The sequence below is a fragment of the Companilactobacillus mishanensis genome, assembly GCF_003946505.1.
Taxonomy (GTDB): domain Bacteria; phylum Bacillota; class Bacilli; order Lactobacillales; family Lactobacillaceae; genus Companilactobacillus; species Companilactobacillus mishanensis.
This window is the reverse complement of the sequence record NZ_RHON01000002.1, coordinates 172,476-192,377: the sequence shown is the minus strand read 5'-3', so window position 1 is coordinate 192,377 and position 19,902 is coordinate 172,476. Positions and strand designations below refer to the sequence as shown.

The window sequence follows — 19,902 nt, the reverse complement described above, 5'->3', positions numbered from 1 at the left end:
AGAAAGGATTTCAAAAATTATGAACATAACATTAAAGCTAGGCACATATAATTTTTTAAAAAATCAGCTAACTTCTGCTGATACTTTATTAAAACCCTTATTTGATAGTAAAGCAGACCATCTTTTAATAAAAGAATTAGCCACATCTGGTGAGTACAGAAACATCAAGGGTGACATAGATTCCTCAAAAAATTTGTATCTACTTGTATATATTAAACTGAATAATGAGCAAATTTCCATCTTTGAAGACAAAGTATTTTATAAATTTAAGGAGTTCGTTATCGAAAACGACGAACCTGCCATTTTTCAAAACCGAGAAGATTACCGTGAATATCTCTTAGTAAACTCCTTTTCAAAGGATGCAGAACTCAGTGACTGGAAATATCTCATCATGAAAAAGCTAAAAGACGGTCTTCAAAAGTCAAGCCAAGAACCACTTGGATTTTTCCAAAAAGCCTATATAAAAGCTAATTGATCCGCTGTTTGACGCTTCTCCACGATAGATGGAAAGTAAGGATTCCCACTAGGCCATATAGAGCAATATATGCCAGTCCAATCATTCCAAAGGACAAAAGTGACGATTGCTTCAATGCAACGTTAATGACAATTGCAGCGATAACTGATTGGGCTAAAGCAAAAATTATTGGGATCGTAAATAAGAAACTCGTTTCTCTTCTAACAATTTGTTTCAACTCGTTTTCAGTCAATCCGACCTTCTTTAAAGTCTTCAACTGACGCCATTCATAATCATCCTTTAGCAACACTTTTAACGTCAATAAGCTACCCAAGGCAATCAATAATGCAATACTAAATATAAATATCAAGAAAATAAATATACCTGTTAACTGACGAATTTGAATTCGCGCATTAGCCTGACGTACATATGGAACTTGATTGTATTCATTAGTATGCCAATCTCGATCTTCTGAATTTGGTATCTCTTGTAAACTAGATTTTTCAATATTTGATCCGACTTTCACTCTAATGGAATTCGGATTATTTTTTTTGTCGATTTTTTTGATGAACTTATGAGATAGCTTATCCGAGCCATGAAAGTCCCATCCGTAAAAAGTGTCGCTGAACTTTGTCGGCAATTTAGCGAAATATTCATCCGGAACAACCATAGCAATTTCAGAAAACATTGCACTACCAAAAGGATAGAAAGCACCGATTTTCACTTTGTTTATAGTCTGTTGATTTTGAATGATAACTGAGGACTTCGCATCTCTGTATTTTGTATACAGAGTTTGTGGATTACCACGAATCTCCAAGAACTGATGTGAATTTATTTTAGGATTGTTTTTCCTGATCATTTTGGGCATATTTCGATAAGAAGAATATGGCATTGCCATGACTAAACGTTGCTCATAATCTCCAGTATTTTGGTTATAAATCTGTCCAATGGTTTTCTTAACTGGTGAGGAATATTCCTTTTTCACTTTTGAACCGTTAGAATTCAGTTCATTTCTGATTTCTTTAGCTGTATTTTGATTAGCAGAAATTTCAAATGGATAGGAATTACTATAATCTGAATGCACAATTTGATAACCCATAAAACAAAATATTAATATGGTTAATGCTAAAGCAGATAATTCGGTTACAAACCAGATTATCGAAGTATTTTGTACTAATCTTTTTCGTAAATATTTATAAGCAAATAAATTGGTACCGCGATAAGAGAACGTCTTGATTTTTTCCAGTATTTTTAAAACAAGTGGTAAAAATCCATAATATATCAAGTATGATCCAACCAGGAACAGCAACATAACGACCATTACACCTGGTAATATTTCATCTAAAACATTGGTCTGCTTCGATTCTTGGATCAGTGGTATTGAAACAAACATCCCTATGAGAAATAACATTGCACCTAATATGCCTAGTAATGATTTGCAGAAGTCGTTTAAATGCAGTCTAGTTCTCTTAGAATTCTTGCGTTGCATCCAATAGACTCTCAATGCGTTGACCAAACTAAATATTAATGCAGATGTTATGAAAAATTGAAACATCATATGAAATGCTACCATCGAAAAATGGAATCTAAATTCCATCCGCACATGCATCAGATAAACCAGTAACATTCCAAAAAACTTTTGCAATATAACGGCGACCAGCATACCGATCAGCCAGGCAACAATTTGGACAATGAATGTTTGGATGAAAGCAATAACGGCAACAATATGCCGAGACATCCCTAATTTTTCATAGGTCATAAATTCTTGTCTTTGTTGTTTAACAAAAAAACCACCAACGTAAATCATGTAAATAAACGTAAAGAATGCAAAAATAAACATCATTCCTTGCATCAATGATTTCAAATTTGCATGCCAATTACGAACCATTTGTAACGATGGATCGTCAACTATTGTTGCCAAAACACTCAAGACTGTTATCGCAAAACTACACGACAGAATATAAATCAAATAGCTATCGCGAAAATTGTAAAGGCCTCGTCTAATTATTTTCAGGTACATTGAAGTAACTACCTCCTCCAATTGTTCGCTGCATGTTGATGACTTGCTCAAAGAAATCAGTTCTTTGACCAGAATTAACGATCTCAGAAAATACTGACCCATCTTTAATGAAGATTACCCGACTACAATAACTTGCTGTAAAAGCGTCATGCGTGGCCATAAGAATAGTCGTTTTCTCTCGTTGATTTATCATCTGCATATAATTGAGTAACACCGTCGCAGATTTGGAATCCAGACTACCAGTGGGTTCGTCAGCAAATAATATCTCTGGGTTGTTTATCAATGCTCTAGCTGCTGCAATTAGCTGCTTTTGACCTAGTGATAGGTCATCGATCGAGCGATTCTTTAATTCAGAAATATTTAGTAGATCATTCATATGTTCGACACGTTGCTTGATCAATTTTTTTGGTGCATGATTTAGGACAAGCGGCAAAATAATATTCTCTTGAACATTTAAAGAGTCTAGCAATTCAAAGCTTTGGTAAATAAACCCCATTTTTCTGCGACGATATTTGGCCAGTTCTCGATCATGTTGTTGAGTCATATCGATATCGTCTATCAAGACTTGACCGTGATCAGGGCGGTCATTACTTGAAATTATATCCAACAAGGTTGTCTTACCAGCACCAGATGGTCCCATGATACCAAGGAATTCACCCTGCTCAACTTCTAAACTGATATCCTTCAAAGCATGGACCGCATTCTTTTTTTTACCAAAATCTTTTGCAACATTCTTTACTATTATTTGCACCACAAATTTCCCCATTATTCCATTGGTATTGTTATCATTGAGATAGTGTCTACATTTTATCACGAGGATGGTTTCAAAATGGTCAAAATTATGATTATTGAAGATGACGCTTCAATTTCTAAATTAATCAGTGAAAACTTACAGAAATGGCAAATGGATTCCCACGTTGTTCAAAATTTTGAAACAATTATGGATCAATTCAAGGACTATCAACCAGATTTAGTTTTACTTGATATCAATTTGCCTATCTATGATGGCTACTATTGGAATCAAGAAATACGCAAGATTTCAAAAACACCCATCATAATAATCTCTTCAAGAAATTCGAACATGGATCAAATCATGTCTATGAATATGGGGGCTGATGATTTTGTTGAAAAACCTTTTTCCGTCGATATTCTTATTGCCAAAATCAATGCCTTACTACGTCGAACTTATGATTTCTCTAAGGATTCGTCAGATATTATCGAGCACAACGGCCTCAAGCTTAATTTATCGGATGGAACAGTTGAAATTGGTGATAACAAAATCGATCTATCAAAGAATGAATATAAATTGTTGCAACGGTTACTAAAAGACCAAGGAAAAATTGTTTCTCGTGAACAACTATTAAACTTCATGTGGGATGATGAAAGATTCGTCGACGACAACACCTTGACCGTCAATATCAATCGCTTAAGAAACAAATTTGAAAAAAATGGTTTGTCCAACTATATCGTCACTAAAGTTGGCCAAGGATACCTTATTCCGTAGGAGGATATTATGACATTTTGGAAATACCTACGTGACCATTTTCTTTTGGTATTATTGATTATTTTGAGTATCAGTTTTTTGGAAATAGTACTCTACCTTGACCCACGAATGCACTATCAACGTGGGACTCTGATCTACACTTGGATTTTAGCTATCATAATCGCTTTTGCTGGATTGATTTTCATGTATATCCGCAAGAATAATTGGTTCAAACAGCTAAATGAATACCAAGAGGACCTTTCAAAAGAACTGGACGGTGCTCAAACCAATGAGCAAAAATTTATTCAAGAAAAAATCAACAATATTGTTTTAGAATACAGAAATGAGTTGACCCAGCTATATCAAAATCAAAAAGAGCAACGTGAATATACTGAATCTTGGGTCCACGATATAAAAGTCCCTCTGGCGGCTCTCAAATTAGCTCAAGATAACGAGTTAGACCAAGAACTTATTTCAGAAGAGACCGACCAGATCGATTACCTAGTTGATCAGGCTTTGTACTTTGCTAGATTGAATAATTTTTCAAATGATTATTTGATTCAGGAACAAAATCTAAATGACATCGTTAAGTCTTCGATTCGAAGCAACAAACGTAATTTCATCAGTAAGCGGATCGGTATTGAAATGAATATCACCGATGACAAAGTTTTGACTGATGAAAAATGGTTAAGTTTCATTCTTAATCAAATTATTTCAAACAGTCTGAAATATACTGAGCAAGGTGGAAAAATTTCTATATTCACCACTAATACCAATAAAGAAATTAGTCTGCACATCAAAGATAATGGTGTCGGAATCGCTCCACAGGATTTGAGTAGAATCTACAACAAGGGATTCACTGGAACAAATGGGCGTCGCTCTGGAAGTAAAGCTACCGGAATGGGACTTTATCTAGTTAAAAATATGATCGACAAACTTGGTCATAAAATCAGTGTAAAATCCGAGCCAAATAAAGGTACAGAAACAATCATCACTTTCGTTGATCTGCCTTATTACGAAAATTAGACAGCAAAAAAGCACGCATAACCCATGAATGGTTCATGCATGCTTATTTTTTTACAAATTTTTACCAGATAAAGTCATAGCGTTTAATGCAACGATAACAGTTGATAGTGACATTACGATCGCACCAACTGCAGGACTCAAAACAAATCCGATTCCAGATAGAACTCCAGCTGCAAGTGGGATAGCAATGATATTATATCCAGCTCCCCACCATAAGTTCTCAACTGTCTTTCTATAAGTCTTTCTTGATAACTCGAGGAACTTGATAATATCGCTTGGATCACTGTTGTATAGCACTACATCAGCAGAATCGATTGCGACATCAGTACCAGCACCGATGGCAACTCCGATAGTTGCACTAGCTAAACTAGGTGCATCGTTGATACCATCACCGACCATCATTACATGATGACCATCCTTTTCTAAGTCTTCAATAATGCCATGTTTGTCTTCAGGAAGCAATTCAGCCTTGTATTCGGTAATTCCAAGTTGTTTCGAGAACGACTCCGCAGAGGCTTCATTATCACCAGTCAACATGATTGGGGTGATGTTTCTCTTCTTTAAATCACTGATAAATTTAGCAGAATTTGCTTTAACTTTATCACCTAGAGCAACAAATCCGATTACTTGATTACTTTTAACCAAGAAACTGACTGTATTCCCCTTATCAAGATAATTTTGAACGTCTTTGACATCATAAGTTAAAGATTTTTCATTCAAATATTTCATGTTTACTAATAGATATTCTTGGCTATTGGAAACACCCTTCATACCATAGCCTTTTAGTGCCTGAACATCTGAAAATTCGGCAGGTGTAACTTTTTGTTCTTCAGCTTTTTCCATTACACCACTGGCAATTGGATGACTTGAACCATTTTCCAAACCGGCAACAAGTTTCAATACTTCATTGTCTTTTAAGTTGTCATTTAATGATTCCAAACCGTTAACAATGAATTTACCTTCAGTTAAAGTACCAGTCTTGTCCATAGCAACATAGTCGATCTTGCGACTGTTTTCAACTGCTTGATTTTCACGAATGATCAAACCATTTGTAGCAGCAATCGAAGTACTGCGCGACATTACTAGTGGGATTGCTAAACCTAAGGCATGCGGACATGCGATAACTAAAACTGTAACTAAGATACTTAAGGCATTACTCATAGAGCCAACGATTGCCCAGTAAATAAATGCTACGATACCAACCGATAAAGCGGCATAGAACAACCAGCCAGAAACACGATCAGCCAATTTTTGTGTTTTAGATTTACTTAATTGAGCATCTGAAACCAATTTACTGATCTGTGATAAATAACCTTCTTCAGAAGTCTTTTCTACTTTGACTTGAATAGTTCCTTCACCATTGATCGACCCGCCAACAACTCTACTATCAATTTCTTTCTTAACAGCTTTTGATTCACCTGTGATCAATGATTCATTGATGTAACTAGAACCCGCAACGACCACTCCATCTAGTGGAACTGACTCACCAGCACGAACTTCAACAATATCGCCAGCTTTTACACTTGTAATATCACTATCTTTGAAGTCATTTCCTGATTGTAAATGAACTGTATTAGCAACTAATGCCGAAATCTTATCGAGCGCATTTCCAGCACTCATTGTTGATTGCATTTCTATCCAGTGACCTAACAGCATGATGACGATCAATGAAGCTAATTCCCAGAAGAAGTCCATAACTGGTGTCTTAGTTTTAACAATGTCATTCATTACAAAAGCGTACAAGCTATAAATGTATGCAACACTGATACCCATTGTTATCAAAGTCATCATTGCTGGGCGTTTGTCTTTCAATTCATATTTGGCACCAGTGAAGAATGGTTTACCACCATAGAAATAAAGGAAGGTTGATAAAACTAATACGATCCAATCTGACCCTGGAAACTGGAATTGAAATGGTAGATGCAGTCCCATGATTGGTGACAAGATAAATACTGGAATACCTAAAATCAGTGAGATCCAAAACTTCCGCTTCAGTTCCCCCATATCCATATGTATCATCGTGCTACCTACGGACATGTTCATGCCTTCCATGTTTTCGCCTGAATCCATATTCATATCTTTCATCATGCAGTCTCCTTTCCAAGGCAGTCACACTCAACTTCCTCTGGGGCAGAAATTATTTTTTTATTTAATAACGAGATAATATCATTTATATCGCTTTTAGAAATTTCAGAATTATTGATTAAATCTTCGATAGCTTGACCCTTTTTCATGCAACAAAGGCTATCAAATAAATTATTGACACTTTCGTGAATGGCATCTGATTCTTCAATCAACGGAGTATAAACATAAGGTCGAGACGCTTCGTCAGCTTTTAGAAAGCCTTTTTTCTGCAAGCGAATGATCAAAGTTTTTATTGTGGCTTCTTTCCAATCGGTTTTTCTCTGAAGGTACATGATTGCTTCTTTGCTGGTAGCTTGTCCTAAGGTCCAAAAAATCCTCATTACATTCCATTCGGCATTACTCATCGTTTCAACTTTTGTCATTGCCATCTCTTCCTTCGTTTACATCTGTAATCTTTACAAAACACAGTTTACAACTGTAATCGTACTTTGTAAAGAAAAAGACACATCTGAATTCTCATTCAAATATGTCTTAGAATTTCTATCTAATAGGACATGCACCGCCGGCACAGTCTGATTGGTCGACAAGTTCAATATCTTTTTTATCGTGATTATCATTTTCTTTAGCAAATTCTTCAGCAACGTCTCCATGGATCTCGGATAGTTTTTGAAGATATGTCTTCTTATCAATTGGTTCCTTAGGTGCTTGCTTGAAGTCAGCACCGCTATATGGAAGCAATGAAGTTGATTTTGTAGTATGACGATATTGACGCATCAAAGGAGCAATTTGGTCGCCCTCTTCTGGTTGGAAAGTAACAGTACAACTTACTGCATTATCTGACCAGTATGTTTGTAAGAAAGCTTGTGTAGCAAACTGTTCAGCAATTGAAACATTACCAGCTGATGCAAAATATTTTCCGTCAGCGTTGGCAGCTTTAACCGGGAACTCAACGCACATTGTGTGTTTAGTATAAACGTCAGGTTCAATCTTGTATCCACAAGCCTTCAGTGCTGGCAATAATGGATCAGAATCTTGGAATCTGATTCTTTGAATCAAATAACCTGCGTAATGGAAATGCATTCCTTCAGAAACTCCTGCTAATTTAGCAACTGTTCCTGATGGTTTTACAGTTGTGTGCTTGATTGAAGTATTGCAATCCAATGTATCTGAATAATCTTTATCAGCATCAACAACTGATTGATACATATCACTAACACGTGAGACAATTTCAGGATCATAAATTGGTTTCTTGATTTTAGTTCCAGTCTCTTTATCAACTGAATCTTCAAATCCGGTAACTACACGATGTCCAAAGTTTGACAAGATCCAATCTTGAATACCTGACATTGATACACCGATACGTCTGTTTTCAGCAATGGCATTTCTTGAAACTTCCCAATCGTAGCTACTGAATGTAACACGTTTAGTGAATCTTGTACCTAGTGTGAAGGCATCTTCTAGCTCCCAACCTTGTTCTTGGGCAACTTGTGGAAATACCTCAAATAGATTACATGGCTCACCATTACTCAATGAGATCTCACCACATGGGTTAGTTCCTTCAACATTAGGATCAGCATCTGGTTGGTATACATCAATAATACGACCATAATTCTTTGATAATTCCAAATTAACGATACCGGGTTCACCATTATGTCTAATTGAGTCTGCGACAGGTTCATAGTCGTTAAACATTGAATCTACGGCGACACTATTATTTGATGCCCAACGGTGATGATAGAGCTTTTCTTGGTCTTGTTTCATAGTAATGAAGTCATCATCTTCAGCTCCACCTAAAGCAAGCTCAGCTGAACGACGAACATTACCTGCAACAACAGTCTTACCAATCATATTTCCCATATCAGTACAGTCAACAGAAGTTAATCTTTGACCGACCTTATTATTCAAAACTTCGTTGATATCTCTGAACATTTCGATCAGTGGAACAGGACCTGAAGCAGTTCCACCAAATCCTTTGATTTTTTCACCTTGTGCACGAATATCAGTTATATCTAGTACCACTTGGTTAAGTTTCTCTGGATTTGTTGACTCAAAATGAGCATCGATCATATTAGCATTTCCAATTACCCAGCCTTCTCTTGTGTCAGGCAATTTGTAGAAACGGCTATTGTCCAAATCATTGTTTGCCATCCACTCGTCACGATCGACAGCACCTTCATCAATTGCTGCTTGGTAAGACTTACTTTCTTTGCCAATCAAAACGACAAGGTCTGTTTTAAAGTCGACAGCTGGAATCTGCTTAATATTGCTAGGAACAACAGAAAATCCAACACCGCCACCTTTCATCAATTGATCGAACATAAATGAATAAGGCATCGATACAGCTACTTGTTCTTTGTCCAAATAACTTGGAACAATATGACTTTCACCGTATTTTTGTGGTCTGATAGCGATGAACCAGCAGTTGTTCAAAGCATCACCATTTCTATCTTGATACTCTGTACCAGAAATCCAAAGATTTCTTCCTGATGGGGTGGCTGATAATCCATAAATCAGCTTGAATAAGTTCTTTGCTTCATCAACCAATGCTTCATAATCATCGTCAGAAATATGGCCACTCTTTAAACGAGGATCCAAATTAATGTTTCCTTCAACAACACGTTTAACAGTTTCATCCCAGTTTTCAGTACGATCCAATTCTGGAATCCAACGTGCGTATGTTCTCTTATATGTTACCCAACCGAGTTCTCCCCAGTGTGGTTCAATTTCTTCTTTGACTTGGTCAATAAATTCTTGACTTAGTGCAATTTTTGTTTTGATTATATCCATGAAACTCACCCCGTAATTATTTTCAATACCATATATAGTATCTCTTTAAATTTTAATTAACAATATGTTGTATGAAAATTATTTTTACGAAAAGTGACGTGAAACATTATTTATCAGTCGACCCATCCTATATGACGTCTATGTGTAACGCTGTCAAGCACAAATTATTTTGGTCAAAAAATTATTTTTTAATTCAAATTTACTGATAAATGTCAATACATTAATCAAATTTTATTGGTGCATTTTTTAGAAATGGTTTTCACTAATAATTTAGTTATTAATCTATTTAATAATTGTTATTTTATAAAAATATAGGCAACTATAAATCCATATGTATCAAGGCCTTAGGTTGATATTGCAATATGATTTATTCAATAACTTTTTGTGAAATTTACATGGTACTATAAAAAAATAGTGATTTATAGATTACTAAATTTTATTTTCAAAAATATGCGTTGATTTTATTGGAAAAAATTTGGAAGGAATAACCTGATGAGCATTTTTTTTAAGTTACGCATCGTTCGATCTTCACTGATTTTAGCTTTGATATGTGGGTTTCTATTAGCTATCTTACAAATAATTCAATCCGCACGCCCTATCTTGACCAATAGCAATAACTTCTCAGATTCCCCATATACCCGCTGGCTTTCGATAGACATGTTTTTTTCCGGTTCCATGATGTTCTTTATGTTATTGCCGCTAATCGCGTGTATACCCACTTCTATGCTTTTAAAAGAGGATATGGATTCCGGCTTTATACAACAAATTCAAATTAGAAAGCGAACTGACCACTTAATACTGGGATATATTTTAACTGCATTCTTGGGTGGATTCCTAGTAATAATGATCACTATGGCTTTCAATTTTGTGAGTTACTTTGTCTTATTACCAAACTTGAAGCCCGATAATTTATTGAACAGTAATTTATTAATCTCAGATCAGAATACCTTATTCGTATCGATGTATTATCGACATCCCCTCATTCATGCAATTGCGTCAATCATCTTTACCTCACTATGGGGTGGACTCTTTGCCTCATTTGCGGCTGCAATATCAATATGGTGTAAAAATAAATTCGTGGGACTTTTTTCTGGGCTGTTCTTACAAATTTTTCTATTTATTCTGAATATTATTATCAAATTACCGGACAATCATAGTTACGTACCTTTTGATTTTATCCGCGAAGAATCACCCTCATTTATTGATTTAAAAACAACCATGATATCAACATTAATAATGATCATTTGCACAACGATTCTAATATTGAAAGGTCGGTCTAAGAAAATTGTTTGGTAAAATTCTTCAACAACAGAAGGTTATTTTGCCTTCACAAATTAAAACTGGCGTCAATTTTTTTATACTTATAATATTGATCGGACTGGCAGGAACCAATCTCCTGACATCTTCGAATCCACTTTTTCTGGATGTATATACCAATATCTTTGATCCATTCCTTATTAGTTTAGGATTATTTCCCACAGTTCTGATTGCTTCGGTAATCAATCTAGAGTATCGAGTAAATGACGTATTGTTAATAAGAACTCATCAAGTAATTGCATTTCAGATGATGCTTAAATCATTTTTTATTATCGTCCCGCTATGGCTTTCATGGATATTAACTTTCTCATTCACAGTGCTTTTTTCAGAAGTCAAAACAATATTTTTACAAAATTTTTCTCTGATAATGTTTGCGAGTTTGTATGTGCTATTCGTAATAATCTTCCTAGTTGCAATTGAATTGAATCTATATCTCTTTACTAACTCAAAACTAGTTTCATTTCTAATCACGATAGCCATTAACTTTATTTCATTTTTCCTATACAAAGCCAAAATAATGACATTCATTTTTTACTTCTCAACACCTGAACTTGCAATTGATTTTGCTCAAAGAATGCTGCTAATGATAATCTTGATAACATTTTTAGGATTCAACATGGTCAAGCTGTCACTACGAAAGGATCTCTAATGCTACGTTTACTAATGAATCAATGGCTTTTCTTCTTCCAAATCATTAAGAAAAGACTATTTGTTTTTATTTCAATCGTTTGCATAGCTGAGATTTTAATAGGAATGCAGACATTTCAAAATCCAAATTTATCAGTGATAAGTCAATTCTTTGATGGTGTCAGTATCATGGAAATCAAATCACAACAAGTTCATCTGCCAGTACTATGGTTCTGCTATCTTTTGATCCCGGGTTTGATATTGATGAATAGTATTGATCAAGTCACTAAGTCTAACTCAATCAAATTGAGGGGATTAAAATTCAGTACTTTAGAATTGGGAGCTGTAAATTTAGTTTTGATCAGTTTGATTTCTCTTCTTTATACATGTTCAACTTTCTTAGTATTTTTATTACTGTTCAAAATTGATCCGGACATAATATTGAATCCAAATTCAATCATCAATAACCAATTGATAATATATTTAGCCAGCATCCTGTTCTTAGTGATATTCGTGCTTCTGACAGTTCAGTGTTTGATTGCTGTTTTTGAACCGAGAATATCAATTGTCGGACCCATCATAATTCTCATCTACACTATTTTTAATCCTAATAAATGGAATATTCTCAATAACACCATGTTGTCCAGATTTAACAGTCAGTTGAATATACAATTACTGCTCATAACCATGATTGTAATATTTACGATCTCAGCATTGTATCTTTATTTAATCCGCAGTTCCGATCTAACTTAAAGGAGAATCACATGAACTTTATCGAATTAGACTCAGTAACTAAAACTACGAAGAAACGAAACCTCCTCAATCAGGTTTCATTTAAGATTCAAAAGGGTGAGATTGTCACACTCGAGGGCATCAATGGTTCTGGAAAAACATTGATTTTAAAAGCAATTCTCGGCTTGATTCACACTTCAGGTCAAATCTCTGTTGCGAACTCACAAGTTAGGGTTGAAAATAAATATCCAATAGAAGCAGGTATATTGATAGAAAATCCTAGTTTGATTGAAGGTTTCAATGCCTTTCAAAATTTAGAACTACTTGCAAAATTGCAACCCAGAATTGAAAGATATGAAATTTATGACCTATTGAGAATTTTCCATCTTGATAAGGCGGGAAATGAAAAAGTTAGAAAATTTTCATTGGGAATGAAACAAAAACTTGGCATCGCACAAGCTTTACTTGGCCAAAATGAGCTTATCGTTCTAGATGAACCTACAAATGCACTAGACAAAGGAAGCATTGCTGACTTGATTACTATTATTAAAGAAATCAATGAATCTGGTTCTACTTTTATCATCGCAACTCATGACAGCAAGTTTATCGATGAAATTTCTACAAGACGTCTCTATGTCAAAGATGGTGAGGTTTATGATGAAGAGCAATAAGATACCTATTTTATTTTTCATCGTAACTTTGATGCTATCGGTTACCTTTGTTATCTCATACAATCGCATCAACGCTGATACTCGTGGACCAGTTAAAGAAGTGATGTTTTCAGCAAATAAATTAGTTAAAGCTCACAATATCAATTTTGAAATATTAGATGTAAAGAAAACCAATACCAATGACACAACTGAAATTGCAGTTTTGATGCACGTTGTGAGAACTGGAAATAGTAATTTTGGATTTAAAGCAAACAATAACAATTTCATTGAAAATGTCTGGCTGAATATACCTTATAGTAGTCAAGTCCATCCAGAACCCTTTCCCACGGACGAACTAGGACATCGCGTGACTTTTCACGATATACAAAATAAAAAAGATATGAAACTGATCCTTAAATTTCAGACTGACAAAAAGCAGCTTGATAAATCCAAAAATGCTCGAGTTTCATTCATGATCCCAAACGGTAAACATTACACAAAATATTCTTTGTTAATTAATTAACAATCTTTTTGATCGGGCGAGTATAATAAACTTATCAAGATGTGGAGGTCTCATTATGGAAGACAATATTTCATTGGTAAAGAAACAACTCTCAACCGTGATCGATCCTGACATGGAAATCGATATAGTAAATTTAGGCTTGATTTATGATGTTGAACTCAACGGAACAACCTGTGATGTTACTATGACAATGCCCACACGTAGCTGTAGATATGGAGAAAGCATTGTTCAAACTGTAATAAAAAGTGTTGAAGCGCTCGATTTCGTCGATAAATGCAATCTCAAAATGGTCTGGGAACCTGTTTGGACCAAGGATAGAATGACAAAAATAGCTCGTTTATCTTTAGGAGTTTAAAATAAAAAGACGTTGGCTGAGAAATCAGTCAACGTCTTTATTTTAGTCATCAGCATGAACATCAAATGATGATAATAGCATTTCCTTAACGCCAGCGGCATCAGGATCATGTTGCCCTTTATTCTTATCAAGAGCTCTAATTTGTTCCATGTCTTCGTTAGTAAGTTCAAAATCAAAAATGTTCAAATTACTCTTAATACGACTTTCATGCACTGACTTAGGAAAGACAATAATGCCTTCCTGGTTTTCAAATCTCAGAATAACTTGTCCGACATCTTTATTATACTTATCAGCCAATTTAGTAATTACAGGGTCATGTATCAAACTTTGATTACCCTGACCTAATGGAGCCCATGCTTCGAGTTTAACATCATCCTTATCAAGAATTTTACGTAATTCTTTTTGTTGGAAATATGGATTAAATTCAACTTGATTTACTGATGGCATTATTGAGAACTTAGGAACAAACTCATTCCAAATTTTTGGTGTCATATTTGAAACACCAATAGATTTCAATTTACCATCTTTTTTCGCATCTTCCATAGCACGCCATGCTCCTGGAACATCACCATAAGGCTGGTGGATCAAATAAAGGTCAATATAATCCAATCCTAATTTCTCCAATGAAAGATCAATTGCCTTCGCTGCAGCATCATATCCAAAATCTTGAAGCCATAGTTTACTTGTTACCCAAATTTGATCACGTGGAATTCCGCTATCTTTAATAGCTTGTCCCACCTCTGCCTCATTAAAGTAAGCAACTGCAGTATCAATATGACGATACCCAAAGTCCAATGCCTGTTTAACTGCTTTGTAAGTAGAACCATCACTTGGAATTTGAAATGTTCCAAATCCGATTACTGGAATTTCATTTCCATCGTTTAATTTAATTGTTGGAATACTCATATTTATTTCTCCTCTTAATGTAATTGTTTTAGCTTTGAACCAAATATCTACTTGGTCGTACTTGGAACAAGATGATCAGTATACTGCTTTATCTACACTTGTCACATTCTTATTTAATAACTGATCAATTCAAGTTCAAAACAAAACAATTATCTGTTGTTACTTTGTTTCCTTAAAACTCGAATAACTTTACTATAACTTTTTAAAATTAGTTTGAAAATTACCAAATAATTATGCTAGCATACGTTTAAATTATACTTGGAGGCAAAAATAATTTCATCTTGGCCTAAGGTATAAAAAAACACTGAGAAAAATTTTCTCAGTGTTTTTAATTAATTATTTTAAGTATTCTTCAACTAACTTCTTGTTATCTTCGTTTGTGATTGATTCATTAACTGCGCGGTCAGCCAAATCTTTAAGATCAGCTGTGCTCAATTTCTTCATCAAACTTCTTACACGAAGTACTGAAGTTGCACTCATCGAGTATTCATCAAGACCCATTGCGAGAAGTAGTGGAACCATAATATTGTCTCCAGCTGCTTCACCACACATACCGGCCCATTTGCCCTCTTTGTGTGCTGATTCAATAACATGTTTAACCAATCTAAGAATAGATGGGTTATATGGTTGATAGAGGTATGAAACATGTTCATTACCACGATCAGCGGCCATTGTGTATTGAATCAAATCGTTTGTTCCGATACTAAAGAAGTCAACTTCTTTGGCGAATTGATCTGCCAAAATTGCTGCTGCAGGAACTTCCATCATCATACCTAATTGAATTTCATCAGATACTTTGACTCCGTCAGCAACTAACTTAGCTTTCTCTTCTTCAAAGACCTTCTTAGCATCACGGAATTCTTGAAGTGTACCGATCATTGGGAACATAATACGTAATTTACCAAACTCAGAAGCTCTGAGTAAAGCACGTAATTGTGTTCTAAAGATATCTTGTTTATCCAATGAAATACGGATAGCACGATATCCCAAGAATGGGTTCATTTCTTCAGGAAGTGGAAGGTATGGCAAATGTTTGTCACCACCGATATCCATAGTACGGACAACGACTGGCTTACCTTTCATTCCTTCAAGAACTTTCTTGTAGGCTTCAAATTGATCATCTTCTGTTGGCAATTCTTCTGACTGCATGTACAAAAATTCTGTACGATACAATCCGATACCTTCAGCACCGTTATCAACTACACCTTGTAAGTCGTCAGGTGTACCAATATTTGCAGCGATATCGAAGTGTTTGCCATCAGCTGTAACTGTTGCTTCATCTTTAAGTTTTTCCCACTCTGCTTTTTCAGCAGCGAAGTCAGAAGCAAGTTTTTGATAGTGTTTAACATCTTCATCTGATGGGTCAAGAATGGCAGCACCATTTAGACCATCAAGGATGATTGTGTCACCATCTTTAGCATCCTTAGTTATTGAGTCAGTACCTACGACAGCTGGTAGTTCCAAAGAACGTGCCATAATTGCTGAATGAGCAGTACGTCCACCAATATCTGTAACAAAGCCCTTAACATATTTCTTGTTAAGTTGGGCTGTATCACTAGGAGTTAAATCATGGGCAACGATAATAACCTCATGATCAATCAATGAAGGATTAGGCAAATCTACGCCAAGCAAGTGAGCCATAACACGTTTTGTAACATCACGCACATCGGCTGCTCTTTCTTGCATATATTTGTTGTCTGTCATACCTTCAAAAATTGAAATGAAGTTATCAGATACATCTTTTAGTGCTTGTTCAGCATTAACTTTTTGATCTTTGATTTGTTGCTCAATGGCTCCAGTGAATTCTGGATCAGCTAGAATCATCTTGTGGGCATCAAAAACTTGAGCTTCTTCGTCTCCTAAAGATACTTTTGCGATATCTCGGATTTTTGTAAGCTCATCATCAGATTTAGAGATAGCATCGTTTAAACGTTTAACTTCGCCATCAACGTCTGAAACTGCCTTCTTGTCGAAAGATAAATCTGGTTGAACTAAAAGGTATGCTTCCGCAGTAGCAATTCCATCACTAGCTGCGATCCCTTTAATAGTTTTAACCATTATTCAGCAAGTCCTTCCTTTGTCATTGTTTCTGAAATAGCTGCGATAGCATCTGCAGCGTCATCACCGTCAGCTGTAATTGTAACGTCAGAACCTTGGCCAACACCGAGTGACATTACACCCATGATTGATTTAAGGTTAACTGATTTGCCGTTGAATTCAATATTGATGTCTGAGCTGAATTTACTTGCAGCTTGTACCAACATTGTTGCTGGACGTGCATGAATACCTGTTTCTGCTATAATATGAAAATCTTTTTTCTCCATAAGTAATTACCTCACCATATTCTTAAAATTCGTAGATACCTCTACAATATTCATTACTTAATTTACCATTATATAGTATCCTTCACAAGTCTTTTATACTATTTTAGTGGTCTCTAAGCCTTATCTCATAGGTCATACAACGCTTACAGTTGGGAACTCTTTCCTATTCGTTAATAAAGTTTTATTTTTTATGTTTTATTAGTAGATAAAAAAATTAAATTTTCCAAGACTTAGCACTTGCATACCCAGAGTGCTAATTGTATACTACGTTTGTATTCTGAAAAAAGGAAAGGTGGGGTGCAAGTGCTTTGTCAAAATTGTCAAAAAAATGAGGCAACAATCCACTTATATACAAGCGTCAATGGTAAGAGAACCGAAATTAATCTCTGCCAGGACTGTTATCAGAAACTAAGAAATGAATCTAGTGAGGGTATGAATAATATGGCAGAAAATCCATACGGCTTTTCAAGTTTTGAAGATTTATTCAACGCCATGAACGGCGGTGCTCAGCAACCTAATAATGGTTTTGAACAACAAGGTCCTCAAACACAGGCTGGAGGAAACGGTGGCAACAATGGTGGTCGCCGTCCTGGTAATGGAGTTCTAGATCAATATGGTGTTGACTTAACTGCTCAAGCCAAAAAAGGTCAAATAGATCCCGTTATCGGCCGTGATAAAGAAATTAACCGTGTAATCGAAATTTTAAATAGAAGAACTAAAAATAATCCAGTATTAATTGGTGAAGCAGGTGTTGGTAAGACAGCTGTTGTTGAAGGACTTGCTCAAAAAATCGTTGATGGCGATGTTCCTGAGAAACTTCAAAACAAACGTGTAATACGTTTGGATGTTGTTTCATTAGTACAAGGAACTGGTGTCAGAGGTCAATTTGAACAAAGAATGCAACAAATGATCACTGAATTGCAAAAGAACCAAGACATCATCTTATTCATCGATGAAATTCATGAAATCGTTGGTGCCGGTAACGCTGAAGGCGGAATGGATGCAGGAAATGTTTTGAAGCCTGCCCTAGCCCGTGGCGATATGCAATTAGTTGGTGCTACTACTTTAAATGAATATCGTACAATTGAAAAGGATTCTGCTCTTGAACGTCGTTTACAACCTGTTCAAGTTGACGAACCAACAGTTGATGAGACTATTCAAATTTTGAAGGGTATCCAACCTAAATATGAAGATTACCATCATGTAAAATATTCTAACGAAGCTATCACAGCTGCAGCTGAACTATCAGCTCGTTATATTCAAGATAGATTTTTACCTGATAAGGCAATTGATTTGATCGATGAGGCTGGTTCAAAGAAGAACCTTCAAATAAACCACATTGATATGTCGGAACTTGATAATAAGATTTCTGACGCAGAAGTTCAAAAACAAGCAGCATTGAGAAACGAAGACTATGAAAAAGCTGCCTACTATCGTGATCAAGTTACAAAATATCAAGAAATGAAAGACAGTGCTAAAGACGAGCCAGCTGACAAGTCTGTAGTTACTCAGAAAGAAATTGAGAAGATCATTGAAGAAAAGACTAACATCCCTGTTAGTGAATTGACTTCTAATGAACAAGCTCAATTGAAGAATCTTGAACCTGACTTGAAAGGTCACATTATTGGCCAAGACGAAGCTGTTAGCCAAGTTGCTAAAGCAATTCGTCGTAACAGAGTTGGTTTCAATAAGTCTGGTCGTCCAATCGGTTCCTTCCTATTTGTAGGACCTACTGGTGTTGGTAAAACTGAATTAGCTAAACAGCTTGCTAAAGAGTTGTTTGGAACAACTGATTCAATGATCAGATTCGATATGTCTGAGTACATGGAGAAATACTCAGTGTCTAAACTTATCGGTTCGCCTCCAGGGTATGTAGGTTACGAAGAAGCTGGACAGTTAACTGAACAAGTTCGTCGTAATCCATACAGTTTGATTTTGCTTGATGAGGTTGAAAAAGCACATCCTGATGTTATGCATATGTTCTTGCAAATTCTTGATGACGGACGTCTAACAGATTCTCAAGGACGTACCGTAAGTTTCAAGGATACTATTATCATCATGACTTCAAACGCCGCTCAAGGTGCTGAAGCTGAAGCAAATGTCGGATTTAGTGCTGAAAGTTCTGGCAATACACATTCAATCATGAATCAACTTTCTGATTACTTTAAACCAGAATTCTTGAACAGATTTGATGGAATTGTTGAATTCAATTCATTGTCTAAAGCAAATCTAGTTAAGATTGTTGATTTGATGCTTGATGATACTAACAGCATGATTGCTGATCAGGGTCTATCAATTCACGTTACAAAAGACGCTAAAGAGAAATTAGTAGATTTAGGTTATAACCCTAAGATGGGTGCTCGTCCACTACGTCGAGTTATCGAGGAACAAATCGAAGACAAAGTTGCCGATTACTACTTGAATAATCCTAATGATACAAATCTTGAAGCTAAAATCGTTGGTGGAGAAATCAAGATTGCTAAACTTGAAGATGCTCCAGCAACTGTAAAAAAAGATAAATAATCACGATAAAGTCGAAAGAACTTAAAAAATTCTTTCGGCTTTTTTATGTTTCCTTAAAGTTCCACCATCTCAAGCACTAGAGTCATTTTT

The 19,902-nt window shown here is 35.5% G+C and carries 17 protein-coding genes; 9 read left to right on the top strand and 8 right to left on the bottom strand.

Translation table 11 applies throughout. The features are described from left to right. Positions 1-19: 19 nt before the first annotated feature. Positions 20-475: a hypothetical protein gene (locus tag EKM63_RS03520; RefSeq protein ID WP_125703774.1), complete on the top strand. Its 456-nt coding sequence runs from the start codon at positions 20-22 to the stop codon at positions 473-475. Here EKM63_RS03520 and EKM63_RS03515 read toward each other — a convergent pair. After that, entirely contained in the window at positions 468-2,474 is a 2,007-nt protein-coding gene (locus EKM63_RS03515) for an ABC transporter permease (protein WP_125703772.1), read from the bottom strand. The two genes, EKM63_RS03520 and EKM63_RS03515, sit on opposite strands and share 8 nt — an antisense overlap. Beyond that, positions 2,455-3,240: an ABC transporter ATP-binding protein gene (locus tag EKM63_RS03510; RefSeq protein WP_125703770.1), complete on the bottom strand. Its 786-nt coding sequence runs from the start codon at positions 3,238-3,240 to the stop codon at positions 2,455-2,457. The genes EKM63_RS03515 and EKM63_RS03510 overlap by 20 nt, the downstream gene beginning before the upstream one ends. A gap of 63 nt (positions 3,241-3,303) precedes the next feature. On the opposite strand from EKM63_RS03510, the gene EKM63_RS03505 reads away from it, so the two are divergent. Both EKM63_RS03505 and EKM63_RS03500 read left to right on the top strand, forming a co-directional pair. After that, entirely contained in the window at positions 3,304-3,978 is a 675-nt protein-coding gene (locus tag EKM63_RS03505) for a response regulator transcription factor (RefSeq protein ID WP_125703768.1), read from the top strand. 9 nt (positions 3,979-3,987) lie between these two features. Further along, positions 3,988-4,983 carry a sensor histidine kinase gene (locus EKM63_RS03500; RefSeq protein ID WP_125703766.1) on the top strand — a complete coding sequence of 332 codons (996 nt, stop codon included), beginning with the start codon at positions 3,988-3,990 and terminating at the stop codon, positions 4,981-4,983. Positions 4,984-5,034: 51 nt separating this feature from the next. Here EKM63_RS03500 and EKM63_RS03495 read toward each other — a convergent pair whose 3' ends face one another. From EKM63_RS03495 to nrdJ, 3 genes are all read right to left on the bottom strand, one after another. Beyond that, a complete protein-coding gene (locus EKM63_RS03495) occupies positions 5,035-7,068 on the bottom strand; it encodes a heavy metal translocating P-type ATPase (RefSeq protein WP_125704148.1) in 2,034 nt (677 codons plus the stop codon). Further along, on the bottom strand, positions 7,068-7,490 hold the full coding sequence (locus EKM63_RS03490; RefSeq protein ID WP_125703764.1) for a CopY/TcrY family copper transport repressor: 423 nt from the start codon (positions 7,488-7,490) through the stop codon (positions 7,068-7,070). Before EKM63_RS03490 ends, EKM63_RS03495 begins: the two co-directional genes overlap by 1 nt. A 118-nt stretch (positions 7,491-7,608) precedes the next feature. Beyond that, positions 7,609-9,855, bottom strand: a complete 2,247-nt coding sequence (gene nrdJ / locus EKM63_RS03485) for a ribonucleoside-triphosphate reductase, adenosylcobalamin-dependent (protein ID WP_125703762.1) — start codon at positions 9,853-9,855, stop codon at positions 7,609-7,611. 1,702 nt (positions 9,856-11,557) lie between these two features. On the opposite strand from nrdJ, the gene EKM63_RS03480 reads away from it, so the two are divergent. Genes EKM63_RS03480 through EKM63_RS03460 form a run of 5 tightly spaced genes read left to right on the top strand, consistent with a single transcriptional unit; the run spans position 11,558 to position 14,059 of the window. Continuing rightward, positions 11,558-11,821 (top strand): hypothetical protein, encoded by a 264-nt coding sequence (locus tag EKM63_RS03480; protein WP_125703760.1) that lies wholly within the window; start codon positions 11,558-11,560, stop codon positions 11,819-11,821. Continuing rightward, positions 11,821-12,552 carry a hypothetical protein gene (locus tag EKM63_RS03475; RefSeq protein ID WP_125703758.1) on the top strand — a complete coding sequence of 244 codons (732 nt, stop codon included), beginning with the start codon at positions 11,821-11,823 and terminating at the stop codon, positions 12,550-12,552. The genes EKM63_RS03480 and EKM63_RS03475 overlap by 1 nt, the downstream gene beginning before the upstream one ends. 11 nt (positions 12,553-12,563) lie before the next feature. Beyond that, positions 12,564-13,202: an ATP-binding cassette domain-containing protein gene (locus tag EKM63_RS03470; RefSeq protein ID WP_125703756.1), complete on the top strand. Its 639-nt coding sequence runs from the start codon at positions 12,564-12,566 to the stop codon at positions 13,200-13,202. Next, positions 13,186-13,704, top strand: coding sequence for a hypothetical protein (locus tag EKM63_RS03465; protein WP_125703755.1), 519 nt, complete (start codon positions 13,186-13,188; stop codon positions 13,702-13,704). Before EKM63_RS03470 ends, EKM63_RS03465 begins: the two co-directional genes overlap by 17 nt. A gap of 55 nt (positions 13,705-13,759) precedes the next feature. Then, positions 13,760-14,059: a metal-sulfur cluster assembly factor gene (locus EKM63_RS03460; RefSeq protein WP_125703753.1), complete on the top strand. Its 300-nt coding sequence runs from the start codon at positions 13,760-13,762 to the stop codon at positions 14,057-14,059. A 42-nt stretch (positions 14,060-14,101) separates the two neighbouring features. Here the strand turns inward: EKM63_RS03460 and EKM63_RS03455 are convergent, their stop codons facing one another. From EKM63_RS03455 to EKM63_RS03445, 3 genes are all read right to left on the bottom strand, one after another. Beyond that, positions 14,102-14,965, bottom strand: coding sequence for an aldo/keto reductase (locus EKM63_RS03455; protein ID WP_125703751.1), 864 nt, complete (start codon positions 14,963-14,965; stop codon positions 14,102-14,104). 336 nt (positions 14,966-15,301) lie between these two features. Next, the gene (gene ptsP / locus EKM63_RS03450; RefSeq protein ID WP_125703749.1) at positions 15,302-17,023 is read right to left on the bottom strand and encodes a phosphoenolpyruvate--protein phosphotransferase; all 1,722 of its coding nucleotides are present in this window, start codon (positions 17,021-17,023) and stop codon (positions 15,302-15,304) included. Then, the gene (locus EKM63_RS03445) at positions 17,023-17,289 is read right to left on the bottom strand and encodes a phosphocarrier protein HPr (RefSeq protein ID WP_125703747.1); all 267 of its coding nucleotides are present in this window, start codon (positions 17,287-17,289) and stop codon (positions 17,023-17,025) included. Before EKM63_RS03445 ends, ptsP begins: the two co-directional genes overlap by 1 nt. Positions 17,290-17,592: 303 nt before the next feature. Here EKM63_RS03445 and EKM63_RS03440 point away from each other — a divergent pair, with 303 nt between their 5' ends. Further along, positions 17,593-19,812, top strand: a complete 2,220-nt coding sequence (locus EKM63_RS03440) for an ATP-dependent Clp protease ATP-binding subunit (RefSeq protein WP_125703745.1) — start codon at positions 17,593-17,595, stop codon at positions 19,810-19,812. The last annotated feature ends 90 nt before the right edge of the window (positions 19,813-19,902 follow it).